19 protein-coding genes are annotated in these 20,725 nt (G+C 59.4%); 8 read left to right on the plus strand and 11 right to left on the minus strand.

What is annotated here, in order from left to right; genetic code table 11:
• Window positions 1-96: 96 nt before the first annotated feature.
• The 3 genes from nudK to BBB56_RS08050 form a co-directional block, all read right to left on the minus strand.
• Window positions 97-675 carry a GDP-mannose pyrophosphatase NudK gene (nudK, locus tag BBB56_RS08040; RefSeq protein WP_123800441.1) on the minus strand — a complete coding sequence of 193 codons (579 nt, stop codon included), beginning with the start codon at window positions 673-675 and terminating at the stop codon, window positions 97-99.
• Between the two features lie 116 nt (window positions 676-791).
• The gene (ansP, locus tag BBB56_RS08045) at window positions 792-2,288 is read right to left on the minus strand and encodes an L-asparagine permease (protein WP_123800442.1); all 1,497 of its coding nucleotides are present in this window, start codon (window positions 2,286-2,288) and stop codon (window positions 792-794) included.
• 279 nt (window positions 2,289-2,567) lie between these two features.
• The gene (locus BBB56_RS08050) at window positions 2,568-2,840 is read right to left on the minus strand and encodes a YdgH/BhsA/McbA-like domain containing protein (RefSeq protein WP_123800443.1); all 273 of its coding nucleotides are present in this window, start codon (window positions 2,838-2,840) and stop codon (window positions 2,568-2,570) included.
• Between the two features lie 256 nt (window positions 2,841-3,096).
• On the opposite strand from BBB56_RS08050, the gene narQ reads away from it, so the two are divergent.
• The 3 genes from narQ to acrD all read left to right on the plus strand — a co-directional run bounded on the left by narQ (window position 3,097) and on the right by acrD (window position 8,768).
• Window positions 3,097-4,788, plus strand: coding sequence for a nitrate/nitrite two-component system sensor histidine kinase NarQ (gene narQ, locus BBB56_RS08055; protein ID WP_123800444.1), 1,692 nt, complete (start codon window positions 3,097-3,099; stop codon window positions 4,786-4,788).
• A gap of 59 nt (window positions 4,789-4,847) precedes the next feature.
• Window positions 4,848-5,480 (plus strand): response regulator, encoded by a 633-nt coding sequence (locus tag BBB56_RS08060; RefSeq protein ID WP_123800445.1) that lies wholly within the window; start codon window positions 4,848-4,850, stop codon window positions 5,478-5,480.
• Window positions 5,481-5,651: 171 nt separating this feature from the next.
• Window positions 5,652-8,768 (plus strand): multidrug efflux RND transporter permease AcrD, encoded by a 3,117-nt coding sequence (acrD, locus tag BBB56_RS08065; protein WP_123800446.1) that lies wholly within the window; start codon window positions 5,652-5,654, stop codon window positions 8,766-8,768.
• 98 nt (window positions 8,769-8,866) lie between these two features.
• Here the strand turns inward: acrD and ypfM are convergent, their stop codons facing one another.
• Complete coding sequence (ypfM, locus tag BBB56_RS24050) at window positions 8,867-8,929, minus strand: protein YpfM (protein ID WP_148085440.1); 63 nt, start codon at window positions 8,927-8,929, stop codon at window positions 8,867-8,869.
• 384 nt (window positions 8,930-9,313) lie between these two features.
• Here ypfM and BBB56_RS08070 point away from each other — a divergent pair, with 384 nt between their 5' ends.
• Genes BBB56_RS08070 through BBB56_RS08080 form a run of 3 tightly spaced genes read left to right on the plus strand, consistent with a single transcriptional unit; the run spans window position 9,314 to window position 11,023 of the window.
• Entirely contained in the window at window positions 9,314-9,682 is a 369-nt protein-coding gene (locus BBB56_RS08070) for an ArsC family reductase (protein WP_123800572.1), read from the plus strand.
• A gap of 1 nt (window position 9,683) precedes the next feature.
• A complete protein-coding gene (dapE, locus tag BBB56_RS08075; protein WP_123800447.1) occupies window positions 9,684-10,811 on the plus strand; it encodes a succinyl-diaminopimelate desuccinylase in 1,128 nt (375 codons plus the stop codon).
• Window positions 10,812-10,834: 23 nt separating this feature from the next.
• Window positions 10,835-11,023 (plus strand): YpfN family protein, encoded by a 189-nt coding sequence (locus BBB56_RS08080; RefSeq protein ID WP_123800448.1) that lies wholly within the window; start codon window positions 10,835-10,837, stop codon window positions 11,021-11,023.
• 44 nt (window positions 11,024-11,067) lie between these two features.
• Here the strand turns inward: BBB56_RS08080 and ypfH are convergent, their stop codons facing one another.
• From ypfH to dapA, 6 genes are all read right to left on the minus strand, one after another.
• A complete protein-coding gene (ypfH, locus tag BBB56_RS08085; protein WP_123800449.1) occupies window positions 11,068-11,751 on the minus strand; it encodes an esterase in 684 nt (227 codons plus the stop codon).
• Window positions 11,752-11,824: 73 nt separating this feature from the next.
• The gene (locus tag BBB56_RS08090; protein WP_123800450.1) at window positions 11,825-13,795 is read right to left on the minus strand and encodes a tRNA(Met) cytidine acetyltransferase TmcA; all 1,971 of its coding nucleotides are present in this window, start codon (window positions 13,793-13,795) and stop codon (window positions 11,825-11,827) included.
• Window positions 13,792-14,652 (minus strand): KPN_02809 family neutral zinc metallopeptidase, encoded by an 861-nt coding sequence (gene ypfJ / locus BBB56_RS08095; RefSeq protein WP_123800451.1) that lies wholly within the window; start codon window positions 14,650-14,652, stop codon window positions 13,792-13,794. The genes BBB56_RS08090 and ypfJ overlap by 4 nt, the downstream gene beginning before the upstream one ends.
• Window positions 14,653-14,777: 125 nt before the next feature.
• Entirely contained in the window at window positions 14,778-15,491 is a 714-nt protein-coding gene (gene purC / locus BBB56_RS08100; RefSeq protein ID WP_033753802.1) for a phosphoribosylaminoimidazolesuccinocarboxamide synthase, read from the minus strand.
• A 146-nt stretch (window positions 15,492-15,637) separates the two neighbouring features.
• The gene (gene bamC, locus BBB56_RS08105) at window positions 15,638-16,669 is read right to left on the minus strand and encodes an outer membrane protein assembly factor BamC (RefSeq protein WP_123800452.1); all 1,032 of its coding nucleotides are present in this window, start codon (window positions 16,667-16,669) and stop codon (window positions 15,638-15,640) included.
• Between the two features lie 14 nt (window positions 16,670-16,683).
• Window positions 16,684-17,562 (minus strand): 4-hydroxy-tetrahydrodipicolinate synthase, encoded by an 879-nt coding sequence (gene dapA / locus BBB56_RS08110; protein ID WP_123800453.1) that lies wholly within the window; start codon window positions 17,560-17,562, stop codon window positions 16,684-16,686.
• 143 nt (window positions 17,563-17,705) lie between these two features.
• Between dapA and BBB56_RS08115 the strand changes: the two genes are divergently transcribed.
• On the plus strand, window positions 17,706-18,284 hold the full coding sequence (locus BBB56_RS08115; RefSeq protein ID WP_123800454.1) for a glycine cleavage system transcriptional repressor: 579 nt from the start codon (window positions 17,706-17,708) through the stop codon (window positions 18,282-18,284).
• A 143-nt stretch (window positions 18,285-18,427) separates the two neighbouring features.
• A complete protein-coding gene (gene bcp, locus BBB56_RS08120) occupies window positions 18,428-18,895 on the plus strand; it encodes a thioredoxin-dependent thiol peroxidase (RefSeq protein ID WP_123800455.1) in 468 nt (155 codons plus the stop codon).
• Window positions 18,896-18,936: 41 nt separating this feature from the next.
• Here bcp and BBB56_RS08125 read toward each other — a convergent pair whose 3' ends face one another.
• Window positions 18,937-20,505, minus strand: coding sequence for a sensor domain-containing diguanylate cyclase (locus BBB56_RS08125; protein WP_123800456.1), 1,569 nt, complete (start codon window positions 20,503-20,505; stop codon window positions 18,937-18,939).
• Between the last annotated feature and the right edge of the window lie 220 nt (window positions 20,506-20,725).

The raw sequence follows: 20,725 nt of genomic DNA on the forward strand, positions 1-20,725 counted from the left end.
CGCTTCATCATGAGTAGCGCGTGGGCCGACCTCAATCGGATTTGTCGGACAATCTCACGCGACGCAACGGCATCCCCGATGCGTCTGCGGCGAAGATCAGGCGGTTAGCCAGCCGGCCAGCTGCGCGTGTTGCAGCAGCATAATGGTTTTGCCGTCGCGGATGCGGCCATCTTTTACCATCGCCAGCGCCTCTGGAAAGGCAATCTCCAGCACATCAATATCCTCATCTTCCACGCCGCCGCCCGCGTTATCGCGCAGGGATTCGTTATACTCGGCGGCAAAGAAATGGATCAGCTCGGTGACGCCGCCAGGCGACATATAGGCTTCATAAAGTTTTTTTACCTCGCCCACGGCGTAACCGGTCTCTTCAATGGCCTCCTTGCGAATGCAGACCTCCGGCGAGTCATTGTCCAGCAGCCCGGCGCACGCCTCGATCAGCATTCCGCTCGCGTTGCCGTTTACGTAAGTGGCGATACGAAACTGACGCGTCAGCACCACGCTGTTTTTTTCACGGTTATAGAGCAGGATGGTGGCGCCGTTGCCGCGGTCATAGACTTCACGCTTGTGGCGCACTAGCTCTCCGTCGCGGGTGGCCAGCTCATAGGTGTAATTACGCAGGATGAAGTAGTTATCAGAGAGAAGCTTGTCTTTAATGATGTTGATCCTGAACGACATAGTGACTCCACCGCAAAATTGAGGGAGCCTGCCATCATAGGCGTAAGCGTATGGGAAAACTATCTGAAAGCGGGAATAAAAAAGCCCGCCGTAGCGGGCGGGCTTTTCAGCGAGGCTTAATGCGCGGCGTCGTCCGCCAGCGCGTGCGGCTTCGCCTCGTCATGCAGATGGTCGTGCTCGGTCTGGGCAATGGCATGCACGCGCTTGCGCACGCCAAACCAGCCCAGCACCAGGATCACCGCCAGCACCGGGATGGCCGCGATGGTATAGGTGCCGTTCGGATAATCGAACGCCATCAGCACCAGCACGCTCAGCAGGAACAGCAGCGTCAGCCAGGAGGTGACCGGCGCGCCAGGCAGCTTAAAGCTGACATCGTCCGCTTTGCCCTCTTTGATGGCCTTACGCAGACGCATCTGGCAGATCACGATAAAGCCCCACGAGGCAATAATGCCCAGCGACGCCACGTTCAGCACAATCTCGAATACCTGCGAAGGCACGTAGTAGTTCAGCACCACGCCGATCACATAGACCGCGATAGTCACCAGGATACCGGCGTAAGGCACCTGCTGGCTGCTCATTTTCGACATAAACTTCGGCGCGGAACCGCCCATCGCCATAGAGCGCAGAATACGGCCGGTTGAGTAGAGACCGGAGTTCAGGCTGGAGAGCGCCGCGCTCAGCACCACGATATTCATAATGCTGCCGACATAGGGCACGCCCAGCTTCGAGAAGAAGGTAACGAAAGGACTCTGGCCTGCCTGATAGGCGTTCCACGGCAGCAGCAGCACCAGCAGCACCACAGAGCCGACGTAAAACAGGCCGATACGCCAGATGACGCTGTTGATCGCTTTCGGCAGCATGGTTTCCGGATCTTTACACTCCCCTGCGGCCGTTCCTACCAGCTCAATGGAGGCAAAGGCAAACACCACGCCCTGCACCAGCACCAGCGCGGGCAGCAGGCCATGCGGGAACAGCCCGCCGTTGTCGGTCACCAGGTGGATGCCGGTCGCGTTGCCGTCCAGCGGCTTGCCGGTGCCAAGGAACACCACGCCGACCACCAGGAAAATAGCAATCGCCAGCACTTTCACCAGCGCGAACCAGAACTCCATCTCAGCAAACCATTTCACGCCGATCATGTTCATGGTGCCGACAATCGCCAGCGCGCCCAGCGCGAAGACCCACTGCGGCACGTCGCCGAATGCGCCCCAGTAATGCATATAGAGCGCGACGGCGGTGATGTCGACAATGCCGGTCATCGCCCAGTTAACAAAGTACATCCAGCCTGCGACATAGGCGGCTTTTTCTCCTAAGAATTCACGCGCATAGGAGACGAAGCTGCCGCTTGACGGGCGGTGCAATACCAGCTCGCCGAGCGCCCGCAGGATAAAAAACGAGAAGATGCCGCAGACCAGATAGATCAGCGCCAGCGCTGGTCCCGCCGCCTGAAGACGTCCGCCTGCTCCGAGGAACAGGCCGGTGCCGATAGCGCCGCCGATAGCAATCATCTGAACGTGACGATTGCCCATCGCCTTGTGGTAGCCGGTGTCATGTGAGTTCAGCCAGCGTCTTTTCGCAGCACGCATTTCGGCTGCGGTTTTTTTAGTAGATTTCATAGCCTTCCTGTTTGTCCTGACCATCAATCACAGCGTTCACAAACGATTGCGTACGCTATGCGAAATGGGGTAATTGCCCGCTTAATCTGCCTGTGAGTTATAGGTAAAGCGGCAGGGGAAATTACGGCGATGAATCCTACCCGTTCTGCGTGAACGAAGCAAAAGATACCGGCAAGGCGCACAAAGTGTTTTGTAATAATCAGGTTTAATGCACAAAAAAAACCGGCCATTGGCGGGCCGGTAAATGCTACAGGGATGGAAAGGTGAGCTTCTTGAGGGTTAGCGATAAATCTCTGCGGTGCCTCTCCACAGGCTTGAGTCGCCCGGATTTTCGACGCCGATAACGCGATAGTGACTTGCGCCCATCTCTTCGGCTTTTTGCGACAGCTGACGCGTCGCGTCGTCCAGCGAGCCGCGGGTATTAGAGACAGAGACGCTGCCGATGCTTTGCAGTCCCTGCGCCTGTTCCTGACTGACCGGCGTGGCCGCCAGCGTAGAGAACGATGCGGTCGCGAACAGGGCACCAGCCAGAATCACAGTAAGTTTTTTCATAGCATGCTCCTTCAATGACGATGCAGGGGATTGGCTTAATTCCGGTTAGAATTATTAGCGCCACAATGAAAGCCAACATGCGGCCGATGTAAACCTGTGTACTTTTTGAGCGCCGCCTGAGGTTTACTCCTGGGATAGGTCAGCCGAGGTCAGTTTTTGTACCAAATGTAACTCATTATGTAGACCGACACGGGTTAAGGTGACGGTCAGAGTCTCTCTCCCCTATAATGCCCGCAACAAATACAGGGATATTCATGTGATAGTAAAACGTTCTGTGACGCGCAGCATCGCTCAGGCGCTGAGCGCTATCGTCCTGCTGGCGCTGCTGACGACCGGTCTGGCGCTGATGACGCTCTCCAGCAGCCTGCGCGATGCCGAAGCGATCAATCTGGCGGGTTCGCTGCGTATGCAAAGCTACCGGCTGGCCTGGGACAGTAACAGCGCCCCCCAGCAGCTCAGCCAGCACTTGCAGGAGTATCAGCAGACGCTGGATAAACCTGCGCTGCGCGACCTGGATCGCCCCTGGGTGCCGCAAGAGGTGATCGGTCGCTATCAGCACCTGCGCAACGCCTGGCCCGTTCTGCAACAGCAGCTTCAGCACGGCGATGCCCGTCTCTATCAGCAGCAGGTGGCGAACTATGTAGGCGAAATCGATCGCTTTGTCATGGGGCTACAGCGCTACAGCGAACGAAAAATGGAGCTGGTGGCGGCCAGCAGTCTGCTGGGCGTAATTGCTATTGTGGCGCTGGCGCTGACGACCATCCGCTTTACCCGGCGGCAGGTAGTGCGTCCGCTGAACGCGCTGGTGACCGCCAGCCGCTATGTGGAAAGCGGCAATTTCGCGTTTCCGCCGCTGGTGGTTGAGCAGGATAACGAGCTGCGCGTGCTGGCGCATACCTTTAGCGCGATGGCGTCACGCCTGCATTCTCACCATCAGGCGCTGGCCAGCGCGGTAGAAGAGAAAACGCGCGATCTTCAGGAGGCCAATCGTACCCTGTCCCTGCTGTATGAAAGCTCGCAGATGCTGACCGCCAGCCCGCTCAGCGCGGCGCTGATTGAAGCGGCCATGGCGCAGGTCTGCGAACGCGAGCAGCTGCGCGTGCTGGTGCTGGAGAGCGAGCACGCCCGGTTTGCTGTGGGAGAAAGCGACCCTGCGCAGCCCTGGCACAGCGTCCCTTTGCAACAGGATGACGAACACATCGGCTCGCTGCGCTGGCAAAGCGCACAGGCCGAGCCGCGCATGGCGCTGATGCAAAGCCTGGCCAATATGCTGTCGCGCACCGTCTGGATCTGGCAAACGCAAAAACAGGTGCAGCAGATGCTGCTGATTGAAGAGCGCGCGACTATTGCGCGCGAGCTGCACGATTCGCTGGCGCAGGCGCTCTCGTTTATGCGCATTCAGCTGACGCTGCTGCGCCGCACCCTGACTACGCCGGATTCCGCGGCGCAGAACATTATTGCCGATTTTGACCGTACGCTCGCCGACGCTTACCGCCAGCTGCGCGAACTGCTGGCGACCTTTCGCCTGACGATAGAACAGGCCGATTTGGTGGCGGCGATGCAGGCGATGATCGCCTCGTTACAGGAACAGGTTACGGCTAAAATTAGCTTTAGTTTTCAGCCGGGTCTGGAAACGCTGGATGCGCAGCAGCAGGTGCATCTGTTGCAGATCGCTCGCGAGGCGGTGCTGAACGCGATTCGCCATGCCAGCGCTGAGACAATCAGCGTGCGCTATGAGCGCAACAATCAAGGTGAGCATTTACTGACTATCACTGACGACGGCGTGGGTATCGCCAGCACCGAGGAGCCAGAAGGCCACTATGGTTTGACCACCATGTCGGAGCGCGCGGCGCGGCTGGCGGGTGAACTGAGTATTCAGGCGCTGGGACGCGGCACGCAGGTCGCGCTGCGCTTTCCGCCCCGCGCTGACGTCATATCATCGCGTTGAAACCTGACGCGATTTTTCTAACCCTTTAAGCGTTTTTGCTTTATTCGCCAGGAGTAACCATGCAACAACCCATGCTGACGGTAATGATTGTGGACGACCATCCGCTGATGCGGCGCGGCATTCGCCAGCTGCTGGCGCTGGAGCCGCGCCTGGAAGTGATTGCCGAGGCGAATAACGGCACTGAAGCGCTGGCGGAAGCGCGCCGTCTGACGCCGGACATTATTCTGCTCGATCTCAATATGAAAGGGATGTCGGGACTCGACACGCTGAAGGCGCTGCGCCATGAAGAGATCAGCGCGCGCATTCTGATCTTCACCGTGTCGGACGCGCACAGCGATATCGATACCATTATTGACGCCGGCGCCGACGGCTACTTACTGAAAGACAGCGACCCGGAACTGCTGCCCGGCCAGATTCTGGCGGCCGCGCGCGGCGAAAAGGTCTTCAGCGACGCGGTACGAAACTACCTGGCTACGCGTCAATACAGCGCCAGCCCGCTGCGGCTGCTTACCGAACGCGAGCGCGACGTGCTGCAAGAGGTCGCGCGCGGCCTGTCGAATAAAGAGATTGCCGCCACGCTGCATATTTCAGAGGAGACGGTAAAAGTGCATATCCGTAATCTGCTGAAGAAACTCGACGTCCGCTCGCGCGTGGCGGCAACCGTGATGTGGCTGGAAAGCCGCAACACTTAACCTGACGCGGGATTTACACTTTCTCCACATTTTCTCCACGATTTCCTAATTTGCAGCACGTAGAGTAAGTTCCGGCAGGCAATCTCCCCTTACCTGTCCGCACGGCCCGCCTGTATTGCGGGCCGCATTCTGATAATAACAAGCGAAACGCTGCTGAGGAGTGTCGATTCGATGTCGAATTTTTTCATCGACCGCCCCGTATTTGCCTGGGTGCTGGCGATTTTAATCAGCCTTTGCGGCATGCTGGCTATTTTTTCCCTGCCCATTGAGCAGTATCCCGACCTGGCGCCGCCTAACGTCCGCATCACCGCCAACTATCCGGGCGCGTCGGCGGAAACGCTGGAAAACACCGTCACTCAGGTGATAGAGCAGAACATGACCGGCATCGACAACCTGATGTATATGTCGTCGAACAGCAGTAATACCGGTCAGGCGCAGATTACCCTCACCTTCTCCGCCGGCACCGATCCCGATGAGGCGCGCCAGCAGGTACAGAACCAGCTTCAGTCGGCGCTGCGCAAACTGCCGCAGGCGGTTCAGTCGCAGGGGGTAACGGTGAATAAAACCGGCGACAGTAATATTCTGATGGTCGCCTTCGTCTCTACCGACGGCAGTATGGATAAACAGGATATTGCCGATTACGTCGCCAGTAATATTCAGGACCCGCTGAGCCGCATCGACGGCGTCGGCCAGGTCGACGCTTACGGCAGCCAGTATGCGATGCGCATCTGGCTCGATCCCACCCGCCTTATCGCCTATTCGCTGACCACCGACGACGTGGTCAGCGCGATTGAGGCGCAAAACGCGCAGGTCGCGGTGGGTCAGGTGGGCGGCCTGCCCTCAGTAGACAAGCAGGCGCTGAACGCTACGGTCAACGCGCAGTCGCTGCTACAGACGCCTGAGCAGTTTAAAGCCATTACGCTCAGAACCAATCCTGACGGGTCGGTGGTCACGCTGGCCGACGTTGCGCAGGTGGCGCTGGGCGCAGAAAAGTATGACTACCTGAGCCGCTATAACGGCCAGCCGGCTTCGGGACTCGGCATCAAGCTCGCCTCCGGCGCCAATGAGATGAACACCGACAAGCTGGTGCGCCAGCGCATCGAAGAGCTGTCGCACTACTTCCCGCACGGGCTGGAAGCCAAAATCGCCTATGAAACCACCCCGTTCGTTAAAGCCTCGATCCTCGACGTGGTGAAGACGCTGGTAGAAGCTATCGTACTGGTATTTGGCGTAATGTATCTGTTTATGCAGAATTTTCGCGCTACGCTGATCCCCACTATCGCGGTGCCGGTCGTGCTGCTCGGCACCTTTTCCGTGCTGTACGCCTGCGGCTTCAGCATCAACACCCTGACGATGTTCGCGATGGTGCTTGCCATCGGCCTGCTGGTGGATGACGCCATCGTCGTCGTCGAGAACGTCGAGCGCATCATGAGCGAGGAAGGACTCTCACCGCGCGCGGCGACGCGTAAGTCGATGGGGCAAATCCAGGGCGCGCTGGTGGGCATTGCGCTGGTGCTGTCGGCGGTCTTTGTGCCGATGGCCTTTTTCGGCGGCACCGTCGGCGCCATCTATCGTCAGTTCTCCATTACTATCGTGTCGGCCATGGTGCTGTCGGTGCTGGTGGCGATGATTTTGACGCCCGCGCTCTGCTCAACGCTGCTGAAGCCGCTGGCGCAGGGAGAGCATCACGGACGCCGCGGCTTTTTCGGCTGGTTTAACCGCCATTTCAACCGCAACGCGGAGCGCTATGAGCGCGGCGTGGCGCGCATTTTGCGCAAAGGCGGCCGCTGGCTGCTGCTCTACCTCGCCATTATCGGCCTGATGGCGTTCCTGTTTATTCGGCTGCCCACCTCTTTCCTGCCGCTTGAGGATCGCGGCGTCTTTATGACCCAGGTGCAGTTACCGCCAGGCTCAACGCTCCAGCAAACCTCAAACGTGGTGGCAAAAGTAGAAAACTACTATATGACCGAGGAGAAAGAGAACGTGCTGTCGGTATTCTCGACCATCGGCTCAGGTCCGGGCGGCAACGGCCAGAACGTGGCGCGTCTGTTTGTGCGCCTGAAAGACTGGGAAGAACGTCCTGGCGCCGATCGTACCTCGTTTGCCATTATCGAACGCGCGACGCAGGCCTTCCGCTCGATCAAAGAGGGGCGCGTGATCGCCAGCAGTCCGCCCGCCATCACCGGGATGGGCAGCTCTTCGGGTTTTGATATGGAGCTACAGGATCACGCCGGGATTGGCCACGCCCAGCTCATGGCCATGCGCGACAAACTGCTGCAACTGGCGGCCAGCAACCCGTCGCTGTCGCGCGTGCGCCACAACGGACTTGACGACAGCCCGCAGCTTCAGATCGACGTCGATCAGCGCAAAGCGCAGGCGCTGGGCGTATCTATTGATACCATTAACGATACCCTGACGACCGCATGGGGTTCGACCTACGTCAACGATTTTCTCGATCGCGGCCGCGTGAAGAAGGTCTATGTGCAGGCCGCGCCGTCATTCCGCATGCTGCCGGACGACATCAACAAATGGTATGTACGCAACAGCAGCGGCGGCATGGTGCCCTTCTCCGCCTTTGCCACCAGCCGCTGGGAAATCGGCTCGCCGCGTCTGGAGCGCTATAACGGCTACTCATCCATTGAGATTGTCGGCGAGGCGGCGCAAGGCGTCAGCAGCGGTACGGCAATGAACGTCATGGAGCAGCTGGTGGAGAAGCTGCCGCTCGGCGTCGGCTTCCAGTGGACCGGCGCCTCTTATCAGGAGCGACTGTCCGGATCGCAGGCCCCGGCGCTGTACGCCATCTCGCTGCTGGTGGTGTTCCTCTGCCTGGCCGCGCTCTATGAGAGCTGGTCGATTCCCTTCTCGGTCATGCTGGTGGTGCCGCTCGGCGTGGTCGGCGCGCTGATCGCCACCTGGCTGCGCGGTCTGGAGAATGACGTCTACTTTCAGGTTGGGCTATTAACCGTGGTGGGGCTGTCGGCGAAGAACGCCATCCTGATTGTTGAGTTCGCCAGTGAGATGAACAGCAAAGGCGTCGAACTGACTGACGCGACGCTGTCCGCTTCGCGCCAGCGCCTGCGGCCGATTCTGATGACGTCGCTGGCCTTTATTTTTGGCGTACTGCCGATGGCGATCAGCACGGGGGCCGGTTCCGGCAGCCAGCATGCGGTCGGCACCGGCGTGATGGGCGGAATGATCTCCGCCACGGCGCTGGCCATTTTCTTTGTGCCGCTGTTCTTTGTGCTGGTGCGCCGCCGCTTTCCGCTGAAGGCAAAACCGCTCGACTGAGTGCAAACGTAAAGGCAGCCACCGAAGTGGCTGCCTTAGATTACTGTGTGTGGTCAGAATTACAGCAAAGGGGAAGTGTGCTGCGTTTTCGCCGCGGGTTACTTAGTGCGTAACATCGCCGCGATAAATTCTTTCCAGTTCCCCATTTCAACGTCAATCATATTAACCCTCTCTTGTTGTGCTACCGATTTTACGCGGAAACTTTCGCCAGGTGAATACGGTTACACCTGTTTTCACTATCGGCAAAGACGATTAATAACTGGAGTTTTTTTAATCTGCTAGCTGAAGCACATTTCAGCAAACCGCTAATGATCCTCGTTAAAAGCCAGATTAGCCGGACCAGGCGGCCGCAGTTTCACTTAAGATTATTCTTAACACGCTTATGATAAATATCGTAACTGTCACGCGCAAAAATGAAAACGGTTACTAAGATTAATCCTGGCGACAAAATGCGCCTTTGTTTCATGGCTTTTTCCCTGCCAGCCGCTCAGAAGGCTAACCGTCTGTGGTAAACTGCCGCTCTCTTTTCACGACGGGGAAGCATGATGACAGCGCAGTGGGTGATGTACGGCATAAAAAATTGCGACACAATAAAAAAAGCGCGCCGCTATTTAGAGACTGCCGGCATCGGTTATGCATTTCATGACTACCGCGCCAGCGGGCTGAGCGATGCGCTGCTGACGCAGTTTATCGATCAACTCGGCTATCAGACGCTGCTCAATACGCGCGGCACCACATGGCGTAAGCTACCGGAAGCCGAGCGCGACGCCATTACCGACGCCGCCAGCGCCAGCGCGCTGATGCAGGCGCAGCCCGCCATCATCAAACGACCTTTACTGCGTGCGCCGGACGGTACGCTGCTGGTCGGATTCAGCGAAACCGCATATCAGGCATTTATTCAGGAGAAGTCATAATATGTTCTGCCCTGTCATTGAATTAGCACAGCAGCTGATCCGTCGCCCTTCGCTGAGTCCGGATGATGCCGGCTGCCAGGCGCTACTGATAGCCCGTCTGGAAGCCATTGGTTTCCACATTGAGCAGATGCCTGTCGACGATACGCTGAATTTCTGGGCGACGCGCGGCCAGGGCGAGACGCTGGCGTTCGCCGGCCATACCGACGTGGTGCCGCCGGGCGACGCCAGCCGCTGGATCAATCCGCCATTTGAACCCACCATTCGCGACGGCATGCTGTTTGGCCGCGGCGCGGCGGATATGAAGGGTTCTCTGGCGGCGATGGTGGTCGCGGCGGAGCGCTTTGTGGCCTCTTATCCCAACCACAAGGGCCGTCTGGCGTTTCTGATCACCTCTGACGAAGAAGCCAGCGCGAAAAACGGCACGGTGAAGGTGGTAGAACGCCTGATGGCGCGCCGCGAGCGGCTGGACTACTGCCTGGTCGGCGAGCCTTCCAGCACCGAAGTTGTCGGCGATGTAGTAAAAAATGGCCGTCGCGGCTCGATGACCGCGAACCTGACGATTCACGGCGTCCAGGGGCACGTCGCCTATCCGCATCTGGCCGATAATCCGGTACACCGCGCGATGCCGGCGCTCGCTGCGCTGGTGGCCACCGAGTGGGATCGCGGCAATGAATTTTTCCCGCCGACCAGTATGCAGATCGCCAACGTGCAGGCCGGCACCGGCAGTAATAACGTTATTCCCGGCGAGTTCTTCGTCCAGTTCAATTTTCGCTTTAGCACCGAACTGACCGATCAGATGATCAAAGAGCGCGTTGCGGCGCTGCTGGACAGCTACCAGCTGCGCTACACGCTGGAATGGAGTGTGTCGGGTCAGCCCTTCCTGACCTCGCGCGGCAAGCTGGTTGACGCCGTGGTCAAGGCGGTATCGCACTATAATGAGATTAAGCCGCAGCTGCTGACCACGGGCGGCACCTCTGACGGGCGCTTTATCGCGCGTATGGGGGCGCAGGTGGTCGAACTGGGACCCGTGAATGCGACTATTCACAAAATCAATGAGTGCGTGAAGGCAGCCGATCTGCAAACGCTGAGCCGTATGTATCAGCGGATTATGGAACAGCTGGTCGCCTGAGCGCGATCGAGAGGAGCAGGCAAATGGAATTTATTAAAGAATACTGGTGGATCCTGGTGATCCTGTTGCTGGTTGGCGTGCTGATGAATGTCTATAAGGATCTGAAGCGTATCGACCATAAAAAATATATGGCGAACAAACCCGACCTGCCGCCCCATCGCGACTTCAACGATAAATGGGATGATGACGACGACTGGCCGAAGAAGAAGTAACCCGGCGCCCTTATCTGAACGCCCCCGCCTGCGCGGGGGCGTTTTTACATCATCATAATCACGTCGTCATCGCCGGGCTTCGCCCCGCTCAGCGCCTCGTCGAAGTAACGCTTCGGCACAGTGTAATGAAGATGCTTTAACGCCAGCGCCATACTGCGATCGTCGATGGCGTGCGGCAAATCCTCCACAATATCCAGGGTGACGTCGCCCCCCAGCGCAGTCAGCCGCTGCGCCGCCTGCTCGGCGTGCTGCATCGGGATCTGCTCGTCATACTCGCCGTGAATAAGATGAATGGTGGTGCGCGTCGTGGCGCTTTCGGGAAGCGTGGCGTAGCGGCCGCTGAACGCCACTACGCGACCAGCCAGATCCGGCTGCGCCTTCACGCCTTCCAGCACCATGGTGCTTCCCTGTGAAAAGCCCACCAGCGCGGTGGCGTTGGACTGTACGCCGCTTTGTTGTTGCCAGTAGCGTACCGAATCAACGAACTGCGGCAGCACGGCGTTAACCCGCTGCTGCTCGCTCTGGTCGTGCTGCGCCGTTTCACTGAACCAGTAGTGGCCGGGCGCAGGCGCGCCTACCGCCACCACCTGCGCCTGCGGAAACTCGCGGGCGAACCAACCGCCCAGCTGCGCCATAGAGTGCGGGTTATCGCCGACGCCGTGATAGAGCAGGAACAGCTGTTGTGCAGCCGTGCTCGGCTGCTGAACAATAACGTATTGCAGTGTCATATCGACCTCCTTCAGTCACTATACGCTGCTGTGCGTAGAGCGCTATTGGGAAAATTTGAATGACTTTGTGGATTTATTCCACTTGCTGCTGAAGCCTGCGGGCCGATACCGCATCCCATGCCGTCAACGCGGTCGCCGTGTCGCGCCGCAGTTGCGCGATCAACGCTTTACGTCCCGGCAGCCCGGCCTGCTGCGCCAGGCGACCCGCCTCGGCCTGCGGCTGGAGCGCGGCGCGCAGCAGCGGTGGCGCAGCGTCGCTGGCGGCGACGAGCCGGTGCAGCACCGGCAGGCTCGCTTCCAGCGGCCGCTGCGCCCAGGCAAATCCCGCCGCCAGCAAGGCGTCTTCCGCCGTAAAAACAGAGGCGCTCTCCGGCAGATCGAGTGACGCCGCAATCTGATGACGCAGATATACCCAGTCACGCGCCAGCCGCTGCGCCGCGCGCCGCTGAAGCTCAGCGCCTTCAGGGGTCAGCGCGCATATCGCCATCGCGGCATAGCAGCCGCTGCTGGCTTCCCGCTGGGTGCCGATGCGGACCAGGGTAAAACCGCAGGCGCGCCAGAAGGCCCAGAGCGGCTCGGTATAGCCAAAGCTGACCGACAGAAAATCCGCCTCCTGCTGCGCCTGCGCCGCGGCGACCAGCGCCAGGCCGATGCCCTGCCTGCGCTGTTCCGCCGCGACCGCAATTCGGCTGATGCGCCGGGATCGCAGCGTCGCCGCCTCCACCAGTCCGGCGTGCGCGGCCAGCGACTGCGCCACCAGATTGCCGCGCGGTCGGCGTCTGCCCGCCCACACCGCCTGCGCCAGTTCGGGGTCTAATCCGCCCTCCTCGACCAGCCAGAGCGCCCCCTGCAAGGCCGGCGCGCTGCCGCTCAGCCACAGCGTCATGCCGGGCGCGTCCATTAACCGCCGCAGATCGAGCGGCGAGGTACGATAGTGGGCGCTGGCCAGTAGTCGGTAAGCGGCTTCGGGCTGGGCCGCATCCCGCTGCCAGGCGTCGGCGGGCATTAGCCAGGGCGCGCCGGGCAGCGACGCGGGCGCGGGGGCGGCGTCCTCAAACAGCAGCGCCTGATTCAGCCAGGCTTCCAGCGGGTCCTGACGCGACCAGCGCAGCGGCTCATCCAGCGTGAAATAGCGCGCCTGCGCCAGTCCGGCGCAAAATTTAAGAATAAAACCGCGTCCGGTGCCTTCGTACCCCTGAACCGTGGTGGTCAGCAGCACGCGCGGAAAGCGAGCCGCCAGTTGAGTAAGCAGCGGAGCCGGAATGGCGGCGGCCTCATCGACAATCAGCCAGCTGGCGCTCACGTCCGGCTGGGCAAGAATGGCATCCGGCGCCATAAAGCGAAAATGGTCGCCTGCAAAGCGCGCCAGCACGTCGGTCGCGACCTTCGCTGGCGCGGTAATCAGCGCGTGGGGAGCCTGCTGCGCCAGCATTCCCGCCAGCGCCGATTTGCCGCGGCCGCGCGGAGCGGTCAACACCGCGACGCCGGATGTCATGGTCAGAAGCTGCTGCAGGATGGCCTGCTGCTGCTGCGGCGCGCGACAGCGCCAGCGGGGCCAGGCAGGCAGCGACGCGATGCGCGGCGGGGCATCCTGACGCAGCAGCGCGACGGCGGGATCGGCGAGCAGCGTCTGTTGCAGATGGCGGACAAAGTTCGGCACAGGCAGGGGTTCGGCAACGTCGGCCCAGCGCAGGCTGTCCTCGTCCGGCTGCCGCGCCCAGCGCGACCACGGCGGCGTCAGCAGCAGCAGCCAGCTTCCGGCGCGCAGCGTGCCGGCCAGCGCGGCGAAGGCTTCGGCATGAAAGCCGCGCCGCGCATCAAAAATAGCATGGGTAAATTCCCGACCAAGCAGCGTGCGCAGCGCCGTCGGCGCGCAGTGGGGAAGATCGTCAACAGGCGTATCGCCGACCACCAGCCAGTCGCCCGGCAGACCGTCGCGCCATTCTGCGGCCTGCGCCAGACACCAGGCTGCGTCGCCGCTGAGAATACAGAGCCGCCTGATGCCTGCCTGCTGCATCTGGCGGCTAAGCTGTTCAGGCGTCATCCGTTGCCAGCAAAGGTATTACACTGACCGGGATCGCCGCTGTCGAATCCGCGTTTAAACCAGGTGTAGCGCTGTTCCGACGTGCCGTGGGTAAAGCTGTCAGGCACGACGCGTCCCTGGCTGCGCTGTTGCAGACGATCGTCGCCAATCGCCTGCGCGGCGTCCAGCGCCTGTTGCAGGTCGCCGGTCTCCAGCCAGTTATCCTGGCTGACGTAGTGGCCCCAGACGCCCGCGAAGCAGTCCGCCTGTAGCTCCATTTTCACTGACAGATGATTGATTTGCGTCTGGCTTGCGCCTTGCTGCATCTCGCGCACTTTTGGCTCAATGCCCAGCAGCTTCTGCACATGGTGTCCCACCTCATGCGCCACCACATAGCCTTGCGCAAACTCGCCGCCCGCGCCCAGTTTGGTTTTCATTTCATCGTAGAAAGAGAGATCGATATAGACGCGCTGATCCGCCGGACAGTAGAAGGGTCCCATCGCCGTCTGGCCGGTGCCGCAGCGGGTCTGGGTCGCCCCGCGATACATCACCAGAGTGGGCGCGACATACTCTTTACCCATCTGCTGGAACAGCTTGCCCCAGGTGTCTTCCGTAGAGGCGAGAATAACGCGGGTAAACTTCGCCGCCTCGTCGTCGTTGGCGCTGACGCGCTGCTGCTGGCTGGTTGGCGCGACGTCGCCGCCGGTCAGCAGTCCCGTCAGGTCATAGCCGTAGTAACCGGCCACAGCGACCACCACGAGCAGGATAATGCCGCCCTTTCCGCGCGGAATACGGATTTGCCGTCCGCCGCCGTAAACCGGGCTTTGGTCCCGACGGTCTTCAACATTGTCGCTCTCGCGACGTCCTTGCCAGCGCATAATCTGCTCCTGATTAAAATAGTTTTCCGTGATTTTAGTTGCGCGGCGAGACAACTACCAGTCTTACGGTCAAATGAAAAAAGGAGAGCCTCGGCTCTCCTTTTTCTGTTTCAGAAGCGTTTAATTCAGTCGAGCTTTACGCCCAGCCGCTGCGCCACTTCTTCGTAGGCTTCGATCAGGCCGCCCAGGCTCTGACGAAAACGGTCTTTATCCATTTTATCCATGGTCTGCTTGTCCCACAGGCGCGCGCCGTCCGGCGAAAATTCGTCGCCCAGCACCACTTCGCCTTTAAACAGGCCGAACTCCAGCTTGAAATCGACCAGGATCAGGCCCGCATCGTCGAACAGCTTGCTCAGCACCTCGTTGGCCTTGAAGGTCAGCTCCTGCATACGGGCCAGATTGGCTTTGCTCACCCAGCCAAAGGTTTCACAGTAGGATTCGTTGACCATCGGGTCATGCTTCGCGTCGTCTTTAAGAAACAGGTCAAACAGCGGCGGATTGAGGATCATGCCCTCTTCGACACCCAGACGCTTGACCAGCGAGCCTGCCGCGCGGTTGCGCACCACGCACTCGACCGGCACCATCTCCAGCTTTTTCACCAGCGCTTCATTGTCAGAGAGCAGCGCCTCCATCTGGGTCGGAATACCGGCTTCCTGCAATTTGGTCATGATGAAGTGGTTGAACTTGTTGTTCACCATTCCCTTACGATCGAACTGCTCGATTCTGGCTCCGTCGCCTGCTGACGTATCGTTGCGGAATTCGAGTACCAGCAGATCCGGATTGTCGGTGCTGTATACGGTTTTCGCTTTACCGCGATACAACTCAGCTCGCTTTTGCATCTTATTAACTCCAGACTTGAAAATTTCGGGTGTTCTGCGGCGGCGGGCCGCTGCGGGACGGCAACGACGCAATCGTTTACCTTGCCGCGCGCTATTATGCCAGAGACGAAAAAAAAAGGCCGGAGAATCTCCGGCCCTGAGGCGATTTATTTGTTGAGCGCCGCCTGGAACACGGCCACCAGCGCATCGTTCTGCGACTGGCTGAGCACATGGCCTTTGGGATCGATAAATTGCAGGCTGCTGCGGTTATCCAGGTCGCCGATCTGAACTTTATAGTCGCCGTTCGGCAGTTCCGGATCTTTCGCGCCAACCTCATCCCACGCGCCGCTGCCCGGCGATTTGTAGGTGACGTTGAGGCTGCCCTGGGCGCGATTGCTGTCGGTGACGTCCATGCCGACGCGCTTCATCGCTTCCGGCAGACGCTGCCAGGCAACGTTAAACGGCGTGCGCAGCACCAGCAGCGGCAAGCCGGTATCGTCCGCCCCGCTCTGTACGTCAATGCTGCCGCTGGCGCGGCCGGCCGCGGCGTTTTCGTTAGCCACGTCGATTTTGTCCAGACCGGCGCTTATCGCGTTCAGCATCTGCGCGGTATAGCGCTGAATCTGTACCGGCGAGGTAACGGCTTTATCCTGCTGCTGGAGTTCCAGCAGACGCACCGTCAGCACCTGCTGATAGCTCTGCGACTGAACGCTGATCTGATAGCGACCGCGGTACTGATTATCTTCATCGGCGCGGTTCCACTGCACCCAGTCAGTGGTGAGCTGCTGTCGCGCGTCATTACGCTGCGCTACAGGGTAGTTGTTCGCCGCCACCACGCTGGACACCTGCGACCAGACGGAACTGCGGTTGCCTTCCAGCATCAGCACGCCGGTATTGCCGGTGAACTGCGTGCGGGCGCCGTTGACCAGCGCCAGCGCCTGAGCCGGAGGACGAATGTCGAGCTGCTTGCCCACGTTGCCGCTGGCGGCTGCGTGCGGCACATCATAATCGCCGTGCGCTACCGGCAGGATCATACCCGCCGGGGCTTGCAGATCGTGCAGTTCGCTGGCCTGCAAATAGGACTCGTCACCGCTAACCTGACGCTTATAACGCTGATCGCTGGAACAGGCCGTTAGCAGCATCGCAGTAGACAGCGCCACAACGGTCGCAACCGCTGAGCGCTTTACAGAATGATTCATTGAAACTCCCTAACTTATCGCAAACCCGCTTTAATCAGCGCCTGCTCAACTTTTGGTATGGCCGCTGAAGTCAGCGGCGTCATTGGCAGACGCAGCGTGTCACTGGCGATTAATCCTAACTGTTTCGCCGCCCATTTGACCGGGATAGGATTGGGTTCACAGAAAAGCGTCTGGTGCAGATGCATCAGACGCTGATTCAGGCGACGCGCCTCGGCGAAATTGCCCTGCTGGGCCAGCGCGCACAGCTCAGCCATTTCACGCGCCGCGATATTGGCCGTTACCGAGATAACGCCCTTGCCGCCCAGCTGCATCAGGTCAAGCGCACTGGCGTCGTCGCCACTCACGATAATAAAGTTCTCATCGACCAGTGCTTGGATCTGGCTAACGCGCGATAAGTTCCCGGTTGCCTCTTTGATTCCGATAATATTTTTGATTTCAGCAAGGCGCGCGACGGTTTCCGGCAGCATGTCGCAGCCGGTACGCGAGGGGACGTTATAGAGCATTTGCGGCAGCGCCGTGCTTTCCGCAATCGCTTTGAAATGCTGAAACAACCCTTCCTGCGTCGGACGGTTATAGTAAGGCGTCACGGTCAGGCAGCCGACGACGCCGCTGTTCTCGAAACGTTTGGTGAGAGAGATGCCTTCTGCGGTGGCGTTAGCCCCGGTTCCGGCGATCACCGGAATGCGTCCGTCAGCCAGCTCCAGCGTCAGCATCACCACCTCGCCGTGCTCTTCATGGCTCAGCGTTGCGGATTCTCCAGTGGTGCCGACAGAGACGATCGCCGCGGTGCCGCTGGCGACATGATAATCAATCAGTTTTTTCAGACTCGCACGGCAGACATTACCTTTGTCATCCATTGGCGTAACGAGTGCAACAATACTTCCCGTGAACATTGGCGATCCCCTCGACAAACAAGTGCTTCATGGTACGTTTTACTCTTGTTGAAAAGCAAGCAGGCCACGCCGCTCCTGCGCTTGTCAGCAGTTTTTTTTATGTTTACCTTATAGTTATTAGCGAATGAACAGGAAATCCCACTTTGCCGCAGTCTCAACCCCACCATTTGGTGATCACCGCACTGGGTGTTGACCGTCCGGGTATCGTCAATACGATTACCCGCCACGTCAGCAGCTGTGGGTGCAATATAGAAGACAGTCGTCTCGCCATGCTTGGGGATGAGTTCACCTTTATCATGCTGCTTTCCGGCAGCTGGAACGCCATCACGCTGATTGAATCCACCCTGCCGCTGAAAGGCGCGGAGCTGGAGCTGCTGATCGTGATGAAGCGCACCAGCGCGAAAACCCGTCCGCCCATGCCGGCGACGGTCTGGGTACAGGTCGAAGTGCCGGATTCGCCCCATCTTATCGAGCGCTTCACCGATCTGTTTGATAAACATGCGATGAATATCGCCGAACTGGGTTCGCGTATTGAAACAGGCCAGGCGGATCAGACGCCGACGCTCTATATTCAAATAACGGCGCACAGTCCGGCGGGCGTTGGCGACTCTCAGTTTGAGCAGGCGTTTTACGCCCTGTGTCGCGAGCTGAACGCCGAGGGTACGCTGCGTTTCTACAGCCTGGCCGACGACGACGCGGCGACCCTCTCTGCTTCGCGCTAAGCTGTAACTGAACCGGGGCTATTTCTCCACATTACTGATGTCTGGCTATGTGGCGCAATATCCCCTGACGGCCGGGCGCCGCCGACGTTATCCCTTCGGCAACAGCCTTGCCCACAGCACAAAGAAAAAAATGGAGAGTAGTGATGAATCCACTGAAAGCCGGTGATACCGCACCGAAATTTAGCTTGCCCGACCAGGATGGCGAACAGGTAAATTTAACCGACTTCCAGGGACAGCGCGTTCTGGTCTATTTTTACCCGAAAGCGATGACGCCAGGATGCACCGTACAGGCCTGCGGCCTGCGCGACAATATGGATGAAATGAAAAAGGCGGGCGTGGAAGTGCTGGGCATCAGCACCGATAAACCTGAAAAGCTGTCACGTTTCGCTGAAAAAGAGCTGCTGAACTTTACCCTGCTCTCTGATGAAGATCATCAGGTCTGCGAGGCGTTTGGCGTCTGGGGCGAGAAATCCTTTATGGGCAAAACCTATGATGGCATCCACCGCATCAGTTTTCTGATCGGCCCTGACGGCACCATCGAAAAAGTCTTCGACGATTTCAAAACCTCTAACCACCACGACATCGTGATGGATTATCTGAAGTCTGCCTGACGCCGCCGGGATGCGGTCTGACGCCGCATCCCGCTTTCCCGTTACCGCAGATCGCCTGCCACGACCACACAGTTTCGTCCGGCATATTTAGCCTGATAGAGTGCGGCATCCGCCTGCTTCAGACACTGTTCCAGCGGCACGTCTTTGCCTGGCCAGACAGCCACCCCCGCCGAAAGGGTAATGGTGCCGACATCGGCGATCCAGGCGTCGGCGATGCTGACGCGCACGCGTTCCGCAATGCGGCGCGCCTCCTCGCTATCGGTCATCGGCAAAAGCATGAGAAACTCTTCGCCGCCGTTGCGGCACACCACATCGCTCTGCCGCGCGCTGGCGCTCAGCGTCTGCGCCACCTGCTTGATCACTCGATCCCCGACGTCATGTCCCCAACTGTCGTTCACTCGCTTGAAGTGATCGATGTCCAGCGCCAGCACGGCAAAGGGCTGACGCATCGTCTGATAAAAGTCGAGCACCGCGCTCAGGCCGCGCCGGTTAAGCAAATGCGTCAGCGGATCGGTCTGCACTTCGGACTTCAGACGGCCAATCTTGTCCTGGACCACGCCGATGCCGGTCAGCAGCGCGCGCTTCACCTGCGCCGCCTCAAAATACCAGGCGTGAACCGCGCCCAGTTCGTTTGACACGCCCGGCGCATCCATCTGGCGCGCCTTACGCGCCAGCTGCCAGAGCGGCAGCGCAATCAGCCGCGCCAGGATCACCGCCACCAGCAGCGTCAGCAGCGCAAAGGGCACCGAGTTTTTCAGCACCTGCATCAGCAGGCCAGCGAGCGGCTCAAGCGTTACGGCGGTAGGCTTCAGCGCCACCACCGTCCAGCCCGTGGTGGGCACCACCGCATAACCGGCGAGGCGCGGCGGCTCATCGGCTATCTGAAGTTGCAGCGATCCGTTGGTTTTATCCTGCTGGCCGTTGAGCAGTGCAGGCAGGGTTTTGCCGATCAGCTGCCCGTTCTGGTGATAAAGCACCTGGCTGGCGCTGTCGAGCACGTAGACGCTGGTGCCGTCGCGGTAATACTGCTCGCCCAGCAGCGTATTCAGGATGCTTTTCTTTTTCAGATAGATAGTGCCGCCTACGTAGCCAAGATAGCGGCCGTCGCGGCTCCAGATCGGCCAGGAAACAAAAATAATCAGGTTGTTGGCCGCTGAAATCGTCGGCTTGCTGATGGTCGGCTGACGCCCGCTCAGCGCTTCGCGTGACGCCTCGCTGGTCAGGTGCATACCCTGCAACATCAGGGATTCCGGCGAAATGGATTTTACTATGCCGTTGACGTCAACCACGGCCACGGAGTTAAAGCTGCTGGTCTGCTCGCGCAGGCGATCGACCTCCTGGCGCAGCAGCGCAGGATTATCAAAATCATCGCCGAGCAATCTGGCGCTGTAGTGCAACTGTGACTGCGCCAGCTGGAAAAAAATTTCGGTGGTGGACGCCAGCTTAGTGGCATAGGCGCGGTTCGCTTCCAGCGTGCTGTCGATCAGGGCCATACGCTGTACCCGCCAGGTGGCGTAAAGCGCATTGGTCAGCGTCACCACAATACTGACAATGGCGAGTAGTGCGATAAGCGTGCGCAGATCGGTTCTTGGACGCAGGCGCATTAGCATTGCGCGCCCGCCGCAAAAGATAAGTCCATACTGAATTGCCTGAGGATGTTGTTATAGTTGGAAGTTATCTGCCCTGGTGAGGCAGGGTATCAGTGTACACCCTGTCATCGTCCTGAGCACCTTTCCAGCAACAGACATTCTCAGAAATTTCTTACTTACGCGTGGCGCCAGCCAGTGAGAGCGCTGCGCGCGTAAAACGGTCACCAGCCGGAATCGCCGT

This window comes from Candidatus Pantoea deserta, assembly GCF_003813865.1.
Classification (GTDB): domain Bacteria; phylum Pseudomonadota; class Gammaproteobacteria; order Enterobacterales; family Enterobacteriaceae; genus Pantoea; species Pantoea deserta.

What these genes read in the sequence shown, in the direction of transcription:
- nudK (WP_123800441.1), bottom strand. Translation starts at nt 675, where the DNA reads ATGTCGTTCAGGATCAACATCATTAAAGACAAGCTTCTCTCTGATAAC.
- ansP (WP_123800442.1), bottom strand. Translation starts at nt 2,288, where the DNA reads ATGAAATCTACTAAAAAAACCGCAGCCGAAATGCGTGCTGCGAAAAGA.
- BBB56_RS08050 (WP_123800443.1), bottom strand. Translation starts at nt 2,840, where the DNA reads ATGAAAAAACTTACTGTGATTCTGGCTGGTGCCCTGTTCGCGACCGCA.
- BBB56_RS08060 (WP_123800445.1), top strand. Translation starts at nt 4,848, where the DNA reads ATGCAACAACCCATGCTGACGGTAATGATTGTGGACGACCATCCGCTG.
- acrD (WP_123800446.1), top strand. Translation starts at nt 5,652, where the DNA reads ATGTCGAATTTTTTCATCGACCGCCCCGTATTTGCCTGGGTGCTGGCG.
- BBB56_RS08070 (WP_123800572.1), top strand. Translation starts at nt 9,314, where the DNA reads ATGACAGCGCAGTGGGTGATGTACGGCATAAAAAATTGCGACACAATA.
- dapE (WP_123800447.1), top strand. Translation starts at nt 9,684, where the DNA reads ATGTTCTGCCCTGTCATTGAATTAGCACAGCAGCTGATCCGTCGCCCT.
- BBB56_RS08080 (WP_123800448.1), top strand. Translation starts at nt 10,835, where the DNA reads ATGGAATTTATTAAAGAATACTGGTGGATCCTGGTGATCCTGTTGCTG.
- ypfH (WP_123800449.1), bottom strand. Translation starts at nt 11,751, where the DNA reads ATGACACTGCAATACGTTATTGTTCAGCAGCCGAGCACGGCTGCACAA.
- BBB56_RS08090 (WP_123800450.1), bottom strand. Translation starts at nt 13,795, where the DNA reads ATGACGCCTGAACAGCTTAGCCGCCAGATGCAGCAGGCAGGCATCAGG.
- ypfJ (WP_123800451.1), bottom strand. Translation starts at nt 14,652, where the DNA reads ATGCGCTGGCAAGGACGTCGCGAGAGCGACAATGTTGAAGACCGTCGG.
- purC (WP_033753802.1), bottom strand. Translation starts at nt 15,491, where the DNA reads ATGCAAAAGCGAGCTGAGTTGTATCGCGGTAAAGCGAAAACCGTATAC.
- bamC (WP_123800452.1), bottom strand. Translation starts at nt 16,669, where the DNA reads ATGAATCATTCTGTAAAGCGCTCAGCGGTTGCGACCGTTGTGGCGCTG.
- dapA (WP_123800453.1), bottom strand. Translation starts at nt 17,562, where the DNA reads ATGTTCACGGGAAGTATTGTTGCACTCGTTACGCCAATGGATGACAAA.
- bcp (WP_123800455.1), top strand. Translation starts at nt 18,428, where the DNA reads ATGAATCCACTGAAAGCCGGTGATACCGCACCGAAATTTAGCTTGCCC.
- BBB56_RS08125 (WP_123800456.1), bottom strand. Translation starts at nt 20,505, where the DNA reads ATGCTAATGCGCCTGCGTCCAAGAACCGATCTGCGCACGCTTATCGCA.